This window comes from Luteimonas qiangzhengi, assembly GCF_039548515.1.
Taxonomy (GTDB): Bacteria; Pseudomonadota; Gammaproteobacteria; order Xanthomonadales; family Xanthomonadaceae; genus Luteimonas.
Genome location: NZ_JBCLVE010000002.1, coordinates 192,303 through 208,300 on the forward strand (window position 1 = coordinate 192,303; position 15,998 = coordinate 208,300).

At 63.7% G+C, this 15,998-nt stretch carries 13 protein-coding genes and 1 tRNA gene; 13 read left to right on the top strand and 1 reads right to left on the bottom strand.

The annotated features are described in order from the left end of the window. Positions 1-4 precede the first annotated feature (4 nt). The 10 genes from WCE59_RS01130 to rbfA all read left to right on the top strand — a co-directional run bounded on the left by WCE59_RS01130 (position 5) and on the right by rbfA (position 11,584). Positions 5-655, top strand: a complete 651-nt coding sequence (locus WCE59_RS01130) for an NADH-quinone oxidoreductase subunit J (RefSeq protein WP_343256859.1) — start codon at positions 5-7, stop codon at positions 653-655. Beyond that, on the top strand, positions 655-978 hold the full coding sequence (gene nuoK / locus WCE59_RS01135; RefSeq protein ID WP_343256860.1) for an NADH-quinone oxidoreductase subunit NuoK: 324 nt from the start codon (positions 655-657) through the stop codon (positions 976-978). Before WCE59_RS01130 ends, nuoK begins: the two co-directional genes overlap by 1 nt. A gap of 7 nt (positions 979-985) precedes the next feature. Continuing rightward, complete coding sequence (gene nuoL, locus WCE59_RS01140) at positions 986-3,040, top strand: NADH-quinone oxidoreductase subunit L (RefSeq protein ID WP_343256861.1); 2,055 nt, start codon at positions 986-988, stop codon at positions 3,038-3,040. Positions 3,041-3,053: 13 nt separating this feature from the next. Then, positions 3,054-4,562 carry an NADH-quinone oxidoreductase subunit M gene (locus tag WCE59_RS01145; protein ID WP_343256862.1) on the top strand — a complete coding sequence of 503 codons (1,509 nt, stop codon included), beginning with the start codon at positions 3,054-3,056 and terminating at the stop codon, positions 4,560-4,562. A 13-nt stretch (positions 4,563-4,575) separates the two neighbouring features. Then, complete coding sequence (nuoN, locus tag WCE59_RS01150; protein ID WP_343256863.1) at positions 4,576-6,033, top strand: NADH-quinone oxidoreductase subunit NuoN; 1,458 nt, start codon at positions 4,576-4,578, stop codon at positions 6,031-6,033. Between the two features lie 83 nt (positions 6,034-6,116). Further along, positions 6,117-6,193 (top strand) — tRNA-Met (locus WCE59_RS01155). Positions 6,194-6,374: 181 nt separating this feature from the next. Further along, positions 6,375-6,932, top strand: a complete 558-nt coding sequence (gene rimP / locus WCE59_RS01160) for a ribosome maturation factor RimP (RefSeq protein WP_343256864.1) — start codon at positions 6,375-6,377, stop codon at positions 6,930-6,932. Between the two features lie 28 nt (positions 6,933-6,960). Next, entirely contained in the window at positions 6,961-8,472 is a 1,512-nt protein-coding gene (nusA, locus tag WCE59_RS01165) for a transcription termination factor NusA (protein ID WP_343256865.1), read from the top strand. 136 nt (positions 8,473-8,608) lie between these two features. Then, positions 8,609-11,194 (top strand): translation initiation factor IF-2, encoded by a 2,586-nt coding sequence (infB, locus tag WCE59_RS01170; protein WP_343256866.1) that lies wholly within the window; start codon positions 8,609-8,611, stop codon positions 11,192-11,194. 3 nt (positions 11,195-11,197) lie between these two features. After that, positions 11,198-11,584, top strand: a complete 387-nt coding sequence (gene rbfA, locus WCE59_RS01175) for a 30S ribosome-binding factor RbfA (protein WP_343256867.1) — start codon at positions 11,198-11,200, stop codon at positions 11,582-11,584. A 15-nt stretch (positions 11,585-11,599) separates the two neighbouring features. Here rbfA and WCE59_RS01180 read toward each other — a convergent pair whose 3' ends face one another. After that, entirely contained in the window at positions 11,600-11,956 is a 357-nt protein-coding gene (locus WCE59_RS01180; protein WP_343256868.1) for a hexameric tyrosine-coordinated heme protein, read from the bottom strand. 109 nt (positions 11,957-12,065) lie between these two features. Between WCE59_RS01180 and truB the strand changes: the two genes are divergently transcribed. From truB to pnp, 3 genes are all read left to right on the top strand, one after another. After that, the gene (gene truB, locus WCE59_RS01185) at positions 12,066-13,025 is read left to right on the top strand and encodes a tRNA pseudouridine(55) synthase TruB (protein ID WP_343256869.1); all 960 of its coding nucleotides are present in this window, start codon (positions 12,066-12,068) and stop codon (positions 13,023-13,025) included. A 174-nt stretch (positions 13,026-13,199) separates the two neighbouring features. Next, positions 13,200-13,460, top strand: a complete 261-nt coding sequence (rpsO, locus tag WCE59_RS01190; RefSeq protein WP_343256870.1) for a 30S ribosomal protein S15 — start codon at positions 13,200-13,202, stop codon at positions 13,458-13,460. Positions 13,461-13,601: 141 nt separating this feature from the next. Then, positions 13,602-15,707 carry a polyribonucleotide nucleotidyltransferase gene (pnp, locus tag WCE59_RS01195; protein WP_343256871.1) on the top strand — a complete coding sequence of 702 codons (2,106 nt, stop codon included), beginning with the start codon at positions 13,602-13,604 and terminating at the stop codon, positions 15,705-15,707. The last annotated feature ends 291 nt before the right edge of the window (positions 15,708-15,998 follow it).

Consider the following 15,998-nt stretch of genomic DNA (forward strand, 5'->3'; position numbering starts at 1 on the left):
GACGATGGACTTCGTAACGCTCGCATTTTTCGCGTTTGCCGCCATTGCCGTCATGGCGGCGGTGGGGGTGATCAGCGTCCGCAACCCGGTGCACTCGGTGCTGTTCCTGGTACTGACCTTTTTCTCGGTCGCCTGCACCTGGATCCTGATCGGTGCCGAGTTCCTCGGCGTTGCCCTGGTGCTGGTCTATGTCGGCGCCATCATGGTGCTGTTCCTGTTCGTGGTGATGATGCTGGACATCGATATCGCACCACTGCGGGAGGGCTACGTGCGCTACCTGCCCGTCGGGCTGGTGGTGGCGGTGACCATGCTCGTCCAGATCCTGACCGTGCTCGGGCTGCACGCCCGCAACGTGCCGTTCCCGGCACAGGCTGAAACGGCTGAAGTCGGAAACACGGCATGGGTGGCCTACACGCTGTTTACCGATTACCTGCTGCCGTTTGAAATCGCGGCGCTGATCCTGACCGTTGCCGTGATCGGCGCGGTGACTCTGACGCTGACGCGCCGGGATGGCACCAAGCGACAGAATCTGGGCGAACAGTCGCGGGCGAAGGCTGCTGATCGCGTACGCCTGGTGAGCATGAAGGCGGGCCCGACCCGCGGTACGGGCGACGCGCCCGCCGATGGACAGGCTCCGGACAGGGGAGACAAGTGATGAGTTTTCTTGGCGAGGGCCTGGCCCTGGGCCACTACCTGGCGCTGGGTGCGGTGCTGTTCTGCATCAGCGTTGCCGGCATCTTCCTCAACCGGAAGAACGTGATCGTGCTGCTGATGTCGATCGAACTGATGCTGCTGTCGGTCAACATCAACTTCGTCGCGTTCTCGCGCGAGCTCGGTGAAGCGTCCGGCCAGGTGTTCGTGTTTTTCATCCTGACGGTGGCAGCCGCCGAGGCGGCGATCGGCCTGGCAATCCTGGTCGCGCTGTTCCGCAACCGGCAGACCATCAACGTCGCCGACATCGATCTGCTGAAGGGGTAGGCGGGCAATGGAACTTTCAACATCCCACCTGCTGGTCATCGTCCTGGCACCTTTGCTGGGCGCGATCATCGCGGGCCTGTTCGGACGCCAGGTAGGCCGCGCGGGCGCGCATACCGTCACCATCCTGGGCGTGGCGATCAGCTGCGTGCTCTCGGGCTGGGTGCTGTGGCAGCTGGTACAGGGCGCCGCGTCCTATAACCAGAACGTGTACACCTACTTCGAGGTGGGCAACTTCTCGGCCCACGTCGGCTTCCTGGTCGACCGCCTGACCGCGATGATGATGGTGGTAGTGACCTTCGTGTCGCTGCTGGTGCACATCTACACCATCGGCTACATGAAGGACGACCCGGGCTACCAGCGGTTCTTCAGCTACATTTCGCTGTTCACCTTCGCCATGCTCATGCTGGTGATGAGCAACAACTTCCTGCAGCTGTTCTTCGGCTGGGAAGCGGTGGGGTTGGTGTCGTACCTGCTGATCGGCTTCTGGTTCAAGAAGCCCAGCGCCGTGTTCGCCAACATGAAAGCGTTCCTGGTCAACCGCGTGGGTGACTTTGGATTCCTGCTCGGCATCGGCGCCGTGGTGTACATGTTCGGCACGCTCGACTACGCGACTGTGTTCGCCAATGCCGAGGCCACCGTGGGCGGCGGCCAGATCCTTGAATTCCTGCCGGGCGTCGAGTGGTCCGCGGCGACGGTCATCTGCGTGCTGCTGTTCATCGGCGCGATGGGCAAGTCGGCCCAGGTGCCGCTGCACGTGTGGCTGCCGGACTCGATGGAAGGCCCGACTCCGATTTCGGCGCTGATCCACGCGGCCACGATGGTCACCGCGGGTATCTTCTTGGTGGCGCGCATGTCGCCGCTGTTCGAGCTCAGTGATGCGGCACTGGCGTTTGTATTGTTCATTGGCGCGACCACGGCCTTCTTCACCGGCCTGATCGGCATCGTGCAGAACGACATCAAGCGCGTGGTCGCGTACTCCACACTGTCACAGCTCGGCTACATGACCGTGGCGCTGGGCGTGTCGGCGTACTCGGCCGCCGTGTTCCACCTGATGACCCACGCCTTCTTCAAGGCGCTGCTGTTCCTGGGCGCGGGCTCGGTGATCATCGCCATGCACCACGAGCAGGACATGCGCCGCATGGGCGGCCTGCGCAAGTACATGCCGGTGACGTTCTGGACCATGGTGATCGGCACCCTGGCCCTGATCGGCACGCCGTTCTTCTCCGGGTTCTACTCCAAGGACACCATCATCGAAGCCGCTTCTCTGGCTTCCGACCGGATGGGCTGGGTGGGGACTTACGGTTATTGGGCGGTGCTGGCGGGTGCGTTCATCACCAGCTTCTACAGCTTCCGCCTGCTGTACATGACCTTCTTCGGCAAGGAGCGTTTCCGCGATGCGGTGCCGCACGCTGACGGAGCGCATGACGACGACCACGGCCACCACGGCCCGGTCGAGCCGCGCGAGTCGCCGTGGGTGGTCACCCTGCCGCTGCTGCTGCTGGCCATCCCGTCCATCGCGATCGGCTTCTTCACCGCCGGGCCGATGCTGTTCGGAACCAACTGGTCCGGCGCTGTCGAGCAGCTGCCGTTCTTCTCCGGTGCCATTGATCTAGCGGCTGCCCGCGACACGGTGGCAATCCTGGGCGAGCGGATGTGGCACGGTCCGGTGGCGTTCGCGCTGCATGGCTTCGTGACCCCGGTGTTCTGGCTCGTCGTGGCCGGGTTTGCACTGGCCACCGCCATGTACTGGTGGCGACCGGAGCTGGCTGACCGCGCCAGGCAGGTCCTGCGCCTGCCGGTCAAGGTGCTTGAAAACAAGTACTGGGCTGACGATCTGTGGATCAAGGGCTTTGCCGGTGGCAGCCTTCAGCTTGGCAGGGTGTCCCGCTGGATCGACGAGAAAGTGATCGACGGTCTGATCGTGAATGGTGCGGTGCGCGTCGTTGGCCTGGTGGCCTCGGTGTCGCGTCGTGCCCAGACCGGTCTCCTTTACCACTACGCATTCGTGATGATCATTGGCCTGGTGTTGCTCCTGGCCGTGCTTATCCGCTACTGGCGCTGACGGAAACAGATACGTGTCGAACTGGCCTCTTCTCAGTCTTCTGATCTGGCTCCCCATCCTGGGTGGCCTGTTTACTCTGGCGTGCGGCAACGCACGGCCGAGCGCTGCCCGCTGGGTTGCACTCGGGTCGGCAGTGGTGATCTTCCTGATCAGCCTTCTGCTGCTGACCGGTTTCGATTTTGCCGCTCCCGGGCTGCAGTTCCTGGAACGCAGGGAGTGGATCCCCGCGTTCGACATCCAGTACCACCTGGGTGCCGACGGAATTTCGGCGGCGTTGATCGTGCTGACCACGCTGACCACGGCGCTGGTGCTGATCGGCGCGTGGACATCCATCAACACCCGGGTCAGCCAGTATTTCGCTGCCATGCTGATCCTGGAAGGCATGATGATCGGCGTGTTTTCGGCCGTGGACGCGATGCTGTTCTACGTGTTCTTCGAGGCCATGCTGATCCCGATGTTCATTCTCATCGGTGTCTGGGGCGGGCCGCGGCGCGTCTACGCGACGATCAAGTTCTTCCTGTACACGTTCCTGGGCTCGATCTTCATGCTGGTCGGCCTGATCTACCTGTACCAGAAGGGCGGCAGCTGGCAGCTTCCCGATCTGTACGCGCTGCCACTGACGGCCACCGAGCAGATGTGGCTGTTCTTCGCCTTCATGGCCGGGTTTGCGATCAAGATCCCGATGTTCCCGGTGCACACTTGGCTTCCGGATGCGCACGTGGAAGCGCCGACCGGTGGTTCGGTGATCCTGGCCGCGATCATGCTGAAGATCGGTGGCTACGGCTTCATCCGCTTCTCCCTGCCGATCGTGCCCGACGCCGGCCAGGAATGGGCCTGGCTGATGATCCTGCTGTCGCTGATCGCAGTGGTCTATGTCGGCCTGGTCGCCCTGGTGCAGAACGACATGAAGAAGCTGATCGCCTATTCATCCGTGTCGCACATGGGTTTTGTGACCCTGGGTATCTTCCTGGCGTTCGTGCTGGTGCGCGGCGGTGACGCCGACGCGGCCCGCCTTGGCCTGCAGGGTGCCATGGTGCAGATGATCAGCCACGGGTTCATTTCCGGCGCGATGTTCAGCTGCGTGGGCATCCTCTATGACCGCATGCACACCCGCCGGATCCGTGATTACGGCGGCGTCGCCACCGTGATGCCCTGGTTCGCCGCGTTCTTCGTGCTGTTCAGCATGGCCAACTCCGGTCTGCCGGGCACGTCCGGGTTCGTGGGCGAGTTCATGGTGATCATGGCCTCCTTCCAGGCCAACCCGCTGATCGCATTTGCCGCCGCCCTGACCCTGATCATCGGCGCCTCGTACTCGCTGTGGCTGGTCAAGCGGATCTTCTACGGTGAGGTGTCCAATGCCCACGTAGCGGGGCTGAAAGACATCAATGGCCGCGAGGCCCTTGTGCTGGGTGTCTTTGCCGCCGGCGTACTGGGGATCGGCATCTGGCCGATGCCACTGACCAACCTGATGGAGCCATCCATCGCGCAACTGGCGGAACTGCTGACCGCCACCAAGCTTTGAGGATGATGTCGCGATGACGTTCGTAGCCCCAGTCCGCACCTTCACCGAATTCGCACCGCTGCTCCCTGAGTTGACGGTCGTCGTCGGTGCGTTCGGACTGCTGATGCTGGATCTTTTCCTCGATGATCGCCGCCGCGTGATTACCCACGCGCTGTCCATCGCCACCCTGCTGATTGCCGCGGCTTTCATCGCCACGGGAGTAGGCGGGCAGGGCAACGTGATGGAGGGCCTGTTCCTGCGTGACACCGCCTCCGACGCGCTGAAGTTCGTCACCCTGCTGATTTCCGCGCTGGCGCTGGTGTACCTGTGGCCCTTCATGCGCGAGCGTGGGCTGTATCGCGGCGAGATCCCGATCCTGATGCTGTTTGCCGTGATCGGCATGATGCTGCTGGTGTCGGCCGGCAACCTGACCATGATCTACCTGGGTCTGGAGCTGCTGGCGCTGTGTTCGTACGCGCTGGTGGCGGTGGATCGCAACAGCAAGTTGGCAACCGAAGCCGGCATGAAGTACTTCGTGCTGGGATCGCTGTCTTCCGGCCTGCTGCTCTTTGGCCTGTCGCTGATCTACGGCGCGACCGGCACGCTGTACCTGGACGGGATCAATGCAGCCGCGGCCGCCGTAACCGGCGAAGACCGCACCCTGCTGCTGGCCGGGCTGGTGTTCTCGGTGGTCGGCGTGGCGTTCAAGTTCGGTGCGGCCCCGTTCCACATGTGGCTTCCGGATACCTATCACGGCGCTTCCACCCCGATCACGCTGTTCATCGGTTCCGCGCCCAAGCTGGCCGCGTTTGGTCTGGCCTGGCGCCTGTTTGAGCAGGGCCTGGGCCCGATGGCGGACAACTGGCAGCTGCTTCTTGCGCTGCTTGCCGCGCTGTCGCTGGCAATCGGTAACCTGGTTGCCATCGCGCAGACCAACCTGAAGCGGATGCTGGCCTATTCAACCGTTTCGCACGTCGGCTTCCTGTTCCTCGGCATCGCCGGCGGCGGGCCCGAAGGCTTCGCGGCCGCGATGTTCTACGCGATTGTCTACGCGATCATGTCGGCGGCGGCATTCGGCGCCATCATCATGCTGTCGCGCAAGGGCTTCGAGGCCGACGAGATCGAAGACTACCGCGGCCTGAACGCGCGCAGTCCGTGGATGGCCGCCCTGGTGCTGGTGATCATGGTATCGCTGGCCGGCGTTCCTCCGCTGCTGGGCTTCTGGGCCAAGCTGGCTGTGCTGCAGGCTGCACTGGCAGGCGACTTCATGTGGCTGGTGGTAGTCGGCGTGGTCTTCGCGGTCATCGGCGCTTTCTACTACCTGCGGGTGGTCAAGGTGATGTACTTCGATGAGCCGGCCGGTGAGCCGCTGGAGCAGAGGCAGGGTGGTACACTACGCACCGTCTTTGCGATCAATGCGCTCGCACTGCTGGGCTTGGGGTTGTTCTGGAGCCCGCTGATGGCCCTGTGCCAACAGGCGTTTGCAGGCTGAAGGAAGTGGAGCCTGATATTTTGATTCCACCGCTCTTTAAGGCTTGCAATAAAAGTTAAACGCCTTCATAATAGTTCTTCTGTTGCGGGGTGGAGCAGTCTGGCAGCTCGTCGGGCTCATAACCCGAAGGTCGCAGGTTCAAATCCTGCCCCCGCTACCAGCTTTTCGCGATTGGTGAAAAGCTTCTTCAAAGAAGCTTTTCAATATGGTCTAGTCGCGGATGGGTTGAGTCACAGTGCATCTGCTCGCGCTGTGATACCGAAATCCTGTGGTATCGGACAAGGGGCCCGCCGGGCCCCTTTTCTTTTCCGGCATTTCAACGACAACCGGAGGACGCGCTCTTGGCCGACAAGGCAAGCACAATCAGAGAGCTTCTGGCGCCTGCAGTGGAGGCGCTGGGCTTGGAGTTGCTGGGTATTGATTACCTGCCGGCGCCTGGCGGCTCGCTGGTGCGTCTGTATATCGACAAGCCTGGCGCCGAGGCCGGTGCGGAGATGGAAGGGCAGGGCGTGACCGTGGATGACTGCGAGGCGGTCAGCCGTGAAGTGTCGGCTCAGCTTGACGTTGAAGATCCGATTGCCGGTAATTACACGCTTGAAGTGTCTTCTCCCGGCGTGGATCGTCCGCTGTTCACCCCTGCACACTTCGAGCGTTTTATTGGCGAAGTGGTGAAGATTCTCCTGAAGCTGCCCCACGAAGGCCGCCGCAGGCTGCAGGGGCCGATTCTGGCTGCGAACGCGGAAGCCGTGCGGATCGAGATTGATGGCCAGCCGTTCGAAGTCGCATTTGGAAACATCGAGCGGGCACGACTGGTGCCCGACTGGGCGGCACTTGGTTTGGCCGTTCCGGAAAACAACAGGCCCGGGCGCGGCAAGCGTGCCGGAAAGCGCAAGCACTGAATCCCGAGATAGTCAGAGGCGTAACAGAATGAGCAAGGAACTGTTGATGGTCATCGACGCCGTCGCCAGCGAGAAAGGCGTACCGGAATCGGTGATCCTGGAGGCGATTGAAGCTGCGCTGGCGACTGCTGCCAAGAAGCGCTTCCCCGAGCAGGATGTCCTGACCCGGGTAACGATCAATCCCAAGGACGGCAGCTACGAAACGTTCCGCCGCTGGGAAGTGGTCGCAGACGATGAAGTGATGGAGTCACCGGACCGCCAGCTCAGGCTGATGGACGCGCTCGACGAAGCGGAAGGCGTCGAAGTGGGCGATTACATCGAAGAGCAGGTCGAGAACGCCGAGTTCGGTCGTATCGCCGCCCAGGCTGCCAAGCAGGTGATCGTGCAGCGCGTCCGTGAAGCGGAACGCGCGCAGGTTGTGGACGCCTGGAAGGATCGGGTTGGCGAGCTGGTGACCGGCGTAGTGAAGCGCGTCGAGCGCGGCAACGTCTTCGTCGATCTGGGCGGCAACGCCGAGGCTTTCATTCCCAAGGACAAGGCGATCCCCCGCGATGTGGTCCGCGCCGGTGACCGTGTCCGCGGCTATCTGTACGACGTGCGCAGCGAGCCGCGCGGGCCGCAGCTGTTCATCAGCCGCGCCGCCCCCGAGTTCATGATCGAACTGTTCAAGCTGGAAGTGCCGGAGGTCGGCCAGGGCCTGGTTGAGATCAAGGCCTGCGCCCGTGATCCGGGTGACCGCGCGAAGATCGCCGTGATCGCGTACGACAACCGCACCGATCCGATTGGTGCCTGCATCGGCATGCGTGGCTCGCGCGTCCAGGCGGTCTCCAATGAGCTCAACGGTGAGCGCGTGGATATCGTGCTGTGGTCGGACAACCCGCCGCAGTTCGTGATCAGCGCCATGGCGCCGGCGGAAGTGCAGTCCATTGTCGTTGACGAGGACAAGCACTCCATGGACCTGGCGGTGGCTGAAGAACTGCTGGCAAAGGCGATCGGCAAGGGCGGACAGAACGTGCGCCTGGCCAGCCGCCTGACCGGCTGGCAGCTCAACGTGATGACCCAGGACCAGGTGGTCGCCAAGTCCGAAGCCGAGCAGACCGTTGCCCGCGAACTGTTCCAGGAAAAGCTGGAAGTGGACGAGGAAATCGCCGGAATCCTGGTGGCCGAAGGGTTCGGCACCGTGGAGGAAATCGCCTACGTGCCGGTCGGCGAGCTGCTGGCAATCGAGGGCTTCGACGAGGATATCGTTGAGGAACTGCGCGCCCGCGCCCGCGAGTCGCTGCTCAACGATGCATTGGCGTTTGAAACCGAGTTGAACGAGAACGCACCCTCCGAAGAGCTGCAGGCGCTGGAGGGCATGGAAGAAGCGATTGCCTACGGCCTGGCATCGCACGGCGTGCGTAGCGTTGAAGACCTGTCGGACCTGGGCACCGATGAACTGCTCGACTTCGGCATTGAAGGCCTGGATGAGGAGCGCGCAGCTGCGCTGATCCTTTCCGCCCGCGCTGACGAGATCGCCCGTTTGGAGGCTGAAGGCTGATAAGCCGACGGCCCGTGGCAACCGGGATTGCATCGGACCCGCCCCAAGGGCGGGCTCCGGAAGATTCTCCCGGCAACCGTTAGAATTGAACCATCCCGCGGTGGCAGAACGCCGTCGCCCTGGACACGGAATTCGAATGTCGCAACAAACCACCATCAGAAAGCTGGCTGCCCTGGTAAACACACCAGTCGAGAAACTGCTGGAACAGCTGGCCGAGGCCGGCATGGAGTTCAGCGATCCCGACCAGGTCGTGTCCAGCACCGAGAAGGTGAAGCTGCTCGGCTTTCTCCGGCGCACCCATGGCGCCGGCGCGCAGCCGAGCAGTACTGGTACCGCGTCGAAAAAGATCACGCTCAACCGCAGCCGCAAGCAGGAGCTGACGGTTGGCGGTGGGCGTAACCGCCAGACCGTCGACGTGGTCGTGCGCAAGAAGGTCACGCTGGTCAAGCCGACCGAGCAGCAGACCGCTGCCGCCGCCGCAGCCGTTGCAGCTGCCGGTGGGGATGACGAGCGTGCGGAAATCCTTCGCAAGCTCGAAGAATCCAGGCAGCAGAACCTGCAGGAACAGCAGCGTCTGGCGGAAGAGGATCAGCGCCGGATCGATGAAGCCGAGCGCAAGCGCCAGGAAGAGGCTGCCGAGGTCGAACGCGTCCGCAAGGAAGCCGAAGAAGCCGCAGCGCCACCGCCTGTCGAGGAAGCCGCGCCGGTGCGCAAGCCGGTGCACGGCAAGCCTGCTCCCGCACGTGACGATCGCGCCAGCCAGCGCCCGAAGACCGCGCGTGGCGCGAACACCAAGGCTCGTGGCGGTGAAGAGGACGGTGGCTCGCGCTTCGGCGGCCAGATGCATCTGAGCGCGGCTGATCGGGCCCGTCGCTCGACCGCCCGCAAGGGTCGTCCGCGCCGTCAGGTCGGTCAGGCCCGTTCGGGTGCCGGTCCACACGGATTCGAAAGGCCCACCGCGCCGGTCGTGCGTGAAGTTGAAGTGGGCGATGCCATCACTGTCGCGGAGCTGGCCCAGAAGCTGGCTATGAAGGGCGGCGATGTGGTCAAGACCCTGTTCAAGATGGGCGTGATGGCCACCATCAACCAGTCCATCGACCATGACACCGCGGTGCTGGTCACCGAGGAACTGGGCCATGTGGCCGTGCGCGCTGGCGCCGATGACGCCGAGAGCGAGCTGCTTGCCCACGTGGGTGAGGTTCACGGCGACGCCGTTGCGCGTCCGCCGGTGGTCACCATCATGGGCCACGTTGATCACGGCAAGACGTCGCTGCTCGATCACATCCGCAGCACGCGCATCGCCACTGGCGAAGCCGGCGGGATCACCCAGCACATCGGCGCGTATCACGTTGAAACCGACAAGGGCGTGGTCAGCTTCCTGGACACCCCGGGTCACGCGGCGTTCTCTTCGATGCGTGCCCGTGGCGCCAAGCTCACAGATATCGTGGTGATCGTGGTCGCCGCCGACGACGGCGTGATGCCGCAGACGGTTGAAGCCGTCCAGCATGCGCGTGCCGCCGAGGTGCCGCTGATCATCGCAATCAACAAGATCGACAAGTCCACCGCGGACCCCAGCCGCATCAAGAACGAGCTGCTGGAGCATCAGGTTGTCTCCGAGGACTTCGGTGGCGATATCCAGATGGTGGAAATTTCCGCCAAGACCGGACTGGGCATCGACGACCTGCTCGACGCGATCCTGCTGCAGGCCGAATTGCTGGAGCTGACCGCGGTCGACGAGGGCCGTGCCATCGGTACGGTGATCGAGTCTTCGCTGGACAAGGGACGCGGCCCGGTGGCCACCGTCCTGGTACAGCAGGGCAAGCTTGCCCGCGGCGACTTCCTGGTCTGCGGCGTTCATTTCGGCCGGGTCCGTGCCCTGTTCGACGAGACCGGGCAGACCGTGGAAAGCGCCGGGCCGTCAATTCCGGTCCAGGTGCTTGGCCTGTCCGGCGTGCCGGATGCGGGTGACGATTTCGTGGTGGTCGAAGACGACCGCCTGGCCCGTGAAGTGGCCGCGGAGCGCGAGCAGCGTCAGCGCGAAAGCCGCCTGGTGCAGACCGCCGGCAGCCGCATGGAAGACATCATGGCGCAGATGGGCCAGGCCGAGCAGCTGCAGCTCAACCTGGTCATCAAGGCCGACGTGCAGGGGTCGGTGGAGGCGCTGAAGCAGGCGTTGACGGCCCTGTCCAACGAGCACATCCGGATCAACATCATTGTTGGCGGCGTGGGTGGTATCAACGAGTCCGATGCCAATGCCGCGGCCACCGCCAAGGCGACCATCATCGGCTTCAACGTGCGCGCCGATGCTTCTGCACGCAAGGTGATCGAAACCAGCAACCTTGATCTACGCTACTTCTCGATCATCTATGACGTGATCGACCAGGTGAAGCAGGTGGCATCCGGCATCCTGGGCGTCGAGATCCGTGAAGAGATCATCGGCACGGCCGAGGTCCGCGAGGTCTTCCGCAGCTCCAGGTTTGGCGCCGTGGCCGGCTCCATGGTTGTGGAAGGCGTGGTGCGGCGGAACAAACCGATCCGCGTGCTGCGCGACAACACGGTCATCTTCGAAGGCGAGCTGGAATCGCTGCGCCGCTTCAAGGAAGACGTGGACGAAGTGCGCGAGAACACCGAGTGCGGTATCGGCGTGAAGGCCTACAACGACGTGCAGCCGGGCGACAAGATCGAGTGCTTCGAACGCATCGAGGTCCAGCGGACGCTGTAAGCAATGAAGTCATTCAATCGCACCGATCGCATCTCCGCCCAGCTCCGCCGTGAGCTGGGCACCCTGGTGCGCGCGGCGGTGGACGAACATCGTCTGCCGTCGGTCAGCGTGTCGGACGTGGAAGTCACCCGCGACATGGCCCATGCGAAGGTGTTCGTGACCGCGCTGCAGGCCGAGCGGTCCGAGGAGGCCATCAAGGGCCTGCGCGGGCTGGCTGGCGAGATCCGCTACCGCCTGGCCCGCCAGGTCAAGCTTCGCCACGTGCCCGAACTGCACTTCCACTACGACGACTCCGTCGATCGTGGTGAGAGGATCAACGCGCTGTTGCGCGACGTGCGTCCGGCCCAGAGTCAGTCGGACGGGCAGCCGGACGGGCAGGCCGACGAATAGCTTCGGCTTCCGGCTTCAGTCGCCCGGCGGGCTTCCCGGCCGGGGATCGCGCCAGTAGTTGTTGGCTTCGGCAATAATCCGGAATTCGGCGGTCACCATGGCGGCCGCCTGCATCAGCATTTCCGGATCCTCTTCGTATTTCTCCCGGACCCGCCGCTTGGCGTCGTCATCGCGCTGGATCGAGCCGATCGTCTTGCGCACCAGGGTGATGGCCAGCTGGCGGCCCTGCAGCGGCGTGTCGGTGATCAGGCTGGGGACGTAGTCTTCCTGCGGCGCAGGCTGCATGGCAGGGGTGTTGCCGGCGACAGCGGAGCCGGACCAGACAGCCGCGCAGCCCAGCAGGGCGGCGGCCAATGCATACGTTCTCATCATCTGAATCTCCAGGAATCGAGGACCTTGAGTATGGCTCTGACGCAGACGCAAGCGAGCTGACTCAAGTCAAGCTGATCAGGTCAAGAGCCTGAACGCCTACAATCGACCCATGTCACGACCCCCAAAGATCAAATTCAGGAAGCTCGACGGCATCCTGCTGCTCGACAAGCCGCAGGGACCCAGTTCCAACCAGGCGCTGCAGCGCGCCCGGCGCCTGTTCCAGGCTGAGAAGGGCGGCCATACGGGCAGTCTTGATCCGCTGGCGACCGGCCTGCTGCCGCTCTGTTTTGGCGAGGCGACCAAACTCGCCGGCGGCCTGCTCGGCGCCCACAAGGCTTATGACACCGTCGCCCGGCTGGGGGTGGTGACCGACACCGACGACGCGATGGGACAGCCATTGCGGGAGCGTCCGGTGCCGGATCTCTCCGTAGCCACGATCGAAGCCGCGCTTGAAACGCTGACAGGGCGGCTGCAGCAGCGCCCGCCGATCTATTCCGCGCTCAAACGCGGCGGCGAGCCGCTGTACGCCAAGGCGCGGCGGGGGGAAGTGGTGGAGGTCGAACCCCGCGAAGTGGAGGTTGTCCGCTTCCAGCTGCTGCCGGGCAGCGAGCTGTTCAGCGGCGGGGCGCCATTGCTGCGACTGCAGGTTGAATGTGGCTCAGGCACCTACGTACGCAGTCTGGTGCGTGATCTGGGCGAAATTCTTGGATGCGGTGCCCACGTGGCCGAGCTGCGCAGGCTGTGGGTTGAGCCCTTCACCCAGCCCCGGATGTGGACCATGGAAGCGCTGGAGGAGCTCGCCCAGGGCGGACTTGGACAGCTGGATGGCTGCCTGTTGCCGATCGAGGCAGGAATGACCGGATGGCCGCGGGTTGAGGTGGATGCGGCGCAGGCACGGCGGTTGGCATTCGGTCAGGCGGTGGATGGTGATTTCGGATCCGGCGCGGAAGTCGCGATATTCGGTCCGACCGGGCGGGCATTGGGCCTGGGAAGCGTGGATGAATGCGGGGGGCTGCGCCCGCGCAGGCTGTTTTCCTGGGCCGTCGCGCAGGGCGGCCAGACGGTCTGATCCTTGTTGTGAGGCCACAGAGCGGCTACAATTTGCAGGCTTTTTCAAGCAAATCCGCCGTCCGTCCGGGCGGTGGCACTTCAGTAAGCGGCGGGCCTTGTGGTGCGTCGTCGATAACCCGAAAGGGTTGATTCGACACTCGTTCCTGCGGGCCGCGCGTCAAGAGGCAAAACCATGTCGATCGACAACAGCAAGATCATCACCGAGCACCAGCGTGGCGAAAACGATACCGGTTCTCCGGAAGTCCAGGTGGCTCTGCTCACCGCGCGCATCGCGCACCTGACGGAACACTTCAAGACCCACAAGAAAGATCACCACAGCCGGCGCGGCCTGCTGCAGATGGTCAACCGCAGGCGCCGCCTGCTCGACTACCTGCACCGCAAGGATGCCAAGCGCTACCGCGAGCTGATCGAGAAGCTCGGCCTGCGCCGCTGATCCAGCTTTACCGTCGCGGCGCAGAAATGCGCCGCGGCTTGTTTTTCGCACCAACTTTCCGCGCCGCTGCAAAGTCGCGGCCACCCGCACCGGGCAGGGGTCCGTTGCGGTCCATCGCAAGAGTTTCAAGGGAATTCCAACGTGTCGAAAGTTACCAAGAGCTTCCAGTACGGTAGTCGTACGGTCACCATCGAGACCGGCGAGGTCGCCCGGCAGGCTGGCGGCGCAGTCATGATCTCCTGCGAAGGCACGATGCTGCTGGTCAGCGCCGTCGCCAACAAGACCGCACGCGAGGGTCAGGACTTCTTCCCGCTCACCGTCGACTACCAGGAGAAGTTCTACGCCGGTGGCCGCATCCCCGGTGGTTTCTTCAAGCGTGAAGGCCGCGCCACCGAGAAGGAGACGCTGACCTCGCGCCTGATCGACCGTCCGATCCGTCCGCTGTTCCCCGAGGGCTTCCGCAACGAAGTGCAGATCATCGCCACCGTGATGTCGATGAACCCCGAGGTCGATGGCGACATTCTTGCCCTGATCGGCGCCTCGGCCGCGCTGTCGCTTTCCGGCGCGCCCTTCGACGGCCCGATCGGTGCCGCCAAGGTCGGTTACAAGAACGGTGAGTACCTGCTCAACCCGACCGTGTCGGAGCTTGAGGATTCGGAGCTGGAGCTCGTCGTCGCCGGTACCGCCAACGCGGTGCTGATGGTCGAGTCCGAAGCCAAGGAACTGTCCGAAGACGTGATGCTGGGTGCGGTGATGTTCGGCCACCAGCAGATGCAGGTCGCCATCAACACCATCAACGAACTGGTTGCCGAAGCCGGCAAGCCGAAGTGGGAATGGGCGGCGCCGAAGGCCGACGAGGGCATCGTCAGTGCGCTGAGCACCGCGATTGGTGATCGCCTCGCCGGTGCCTTCCAGGTGAGCGACAAGCTCGAGCGCAAGGACGCCATCTCCAAGCTGAAGAAGTCCATTCTCGAAGCGCTGGCCCCGGAAGCGGAAGCCAAGGCGTGGAACACCGGCGACATGTCCAAGGTGTTCAGCGAGCAGGAATACCAGACCATGCGCAACTCGGTCCTGTCGACCAAGGTCCGCATTGATGGCCGCGCGCCCGACACCGTGCGTCCGATCGCTTCGAAAGTCGGCGTGCTGCCGCGCGTGCACGGCTCGTCGCTGTTCACCCGCGGTGAGACCCAGGCGATCGTTGCCGTCACGCTGGGCACCGCCCGCGACGGCCAGATCATCGACGCGGTCGGCGGCGAGTACAAGGAACACTTCCTGTTCCACTACAACTTCCCCCCCTATTCGGTGGGTGAAGCCGGCCGCATGATGGGTCCGAAGCGTCGCGAAATCGGCCACGGCCGCCTCGCCAAGCGCGGCGTGCTCGCCGTGATGCCGACGATGGAAGAGTTCCCGTACACCATCCGCGTCGTGTCCGAGATCACCGAATCGAACGGTTCCTCGTCGATGGCTTCGGTCTGCGGCTCCTCGCTGGCGCTGATGGACGCAGGCGTGCCGATCAAGGCCCCGGTGGCCGGTATCGCCATGGGCCTGGTGAAGGAAGGCGACGACTACGTGGTGCTGTCCGACATCCTCGGTGACGAGGATCACCTGGGCGACATGGACTTCAAGGTGGCCGGTACCAGCAATGGCATCTCGGCGCTGCAGATGGACATCAAGATCCAGGGCATCACCGAAGACATCATGAAGGTCGCGCTGGCCCAGGCCAAGCAGGGCCGCCTGCACATCCTCAAGGAAATGGAAGCCGCGCTGACCGCGCCACGTTCGGAGCTGAGCGAGTTCGCACCGCGCCTGATCACCATCAAGATCCACCCCGACAAGATCCGTGAAGTGATCGGCAAGGGCGGTTCGGTCATCCAGGCGATCACCAAGGAAACCGGCACCCAGATCGACATCCAGGACGACGGCACGATCACGATCGCTTCGGTCGACGCTGCCGCTGGCCGCGCCGCCAAGGAACGCATCGAGCAGATCACTTCCGACGTCGAGCCGGGCCGGATCTATGAGGGCAAGGTCGTCAAGCTGATGGACTTCGGAGCCTTCGTGACCATCTCTCCCGGCAAGGACGGCCTGGTGCACGTGTCGCAGATCTCCAACGAGCGCGTCGAGAAGGTCAGCGACGTCCTCAAGGAAGGCGACGTGGTCAAGGTCAAGGTGCTGGAAGTCGACAAGCAGGGCCGTATCCGCCTGTCGATGAAGGCAGTGGAAGAAGGCGAGGGCGTGTCGGACTGACCTCCGCCACACCTCCAGAAACAGAAAAAGGCGAGCTTCGGCTCGCCTTTTTTCATTGCTGTGGCCCGGAATTGTTGCGTCCCGGAATTGCCGGGGGGCGGACATAGAAAAGGCGGGCCAGGCCCGCCTTTTTCTCGATTCACAATCCATGCTTCACATTCCACGCAGTGCGCTCTTTGCGTCCGCTCGGCTGCAACAGGGCTCAGCGGACCCGGAAGCGCCTGGTCCGGGCATTCGCGGCGTAGCTGCGCAGATAGCTGCGCGTCGCGCGGCGGCGTTCGGAGGTACGGG

Coding starts and splice junctions, on each gene's coding strand:
- WCE59_RS01130 (WP_343256859.1), top strand. CDS start 5: ATGGACTTCGTAACGCTCGCATTTTTCGCGTTTGCCGCCATTGCCGTC.
- nuoK (WP_343256860.1), top strand. CDS start 655: ATGAGTTTTCTTGGCGAGGGCCTGGCCCTGGGCCACTACCTGGCGCTG.
- nuoL (WP_343256861.1), top strand. CDS start 986: ATGGAACTTTCAACATCCCACCTGCTGGTCATCGTCCTGGCACCTTTG.
- nuoN (WP_343256863.1), top strand. CDS start 4,576: ATGACGTTCGTAGCCCCAGTCCGCACCTTCACCGAATTCGCACCGCTG.
- nusA (WP_343256865.1), top strand. CDS start 6,961: ATGAGCAAGGAACTGTTGATGGTCATCGACGCCGTCGCCAGCGAGAAA.
- infB (WP_343256866.1), top strand. CDS start 8,609: ATGTCGCAACAAACCACCATCAGAAAGCTGGCTGCCCTGGTAAACACA.
- rbfA (WP_343256867.1), top strand. CDS start 11,198: ATGAAGTCATTCAATCGCACCGATCGCATCTCCGCCCAGCTCCGCCGT.
- WCE59_RS01180 (WP_343256868.1), bottom strand. CDS start 11,956: ATGATGAGAACGTATGCATTGGCCGCCGCCCTGCTGGGCTGCGCGGCT.
- truB (WP_343256869.1), top strand. CDS start 12,066: ATGTCACGACCCCCAAAGATCAAATTCAGGAAGCTCGACGGCATCCTG.
- rpsO (WP_343256870.1), top strand. CDS start 13,200: ATGTCGATCGACAACAGCAAGATCATCACCGAGCACCAGCGTGGCGAA.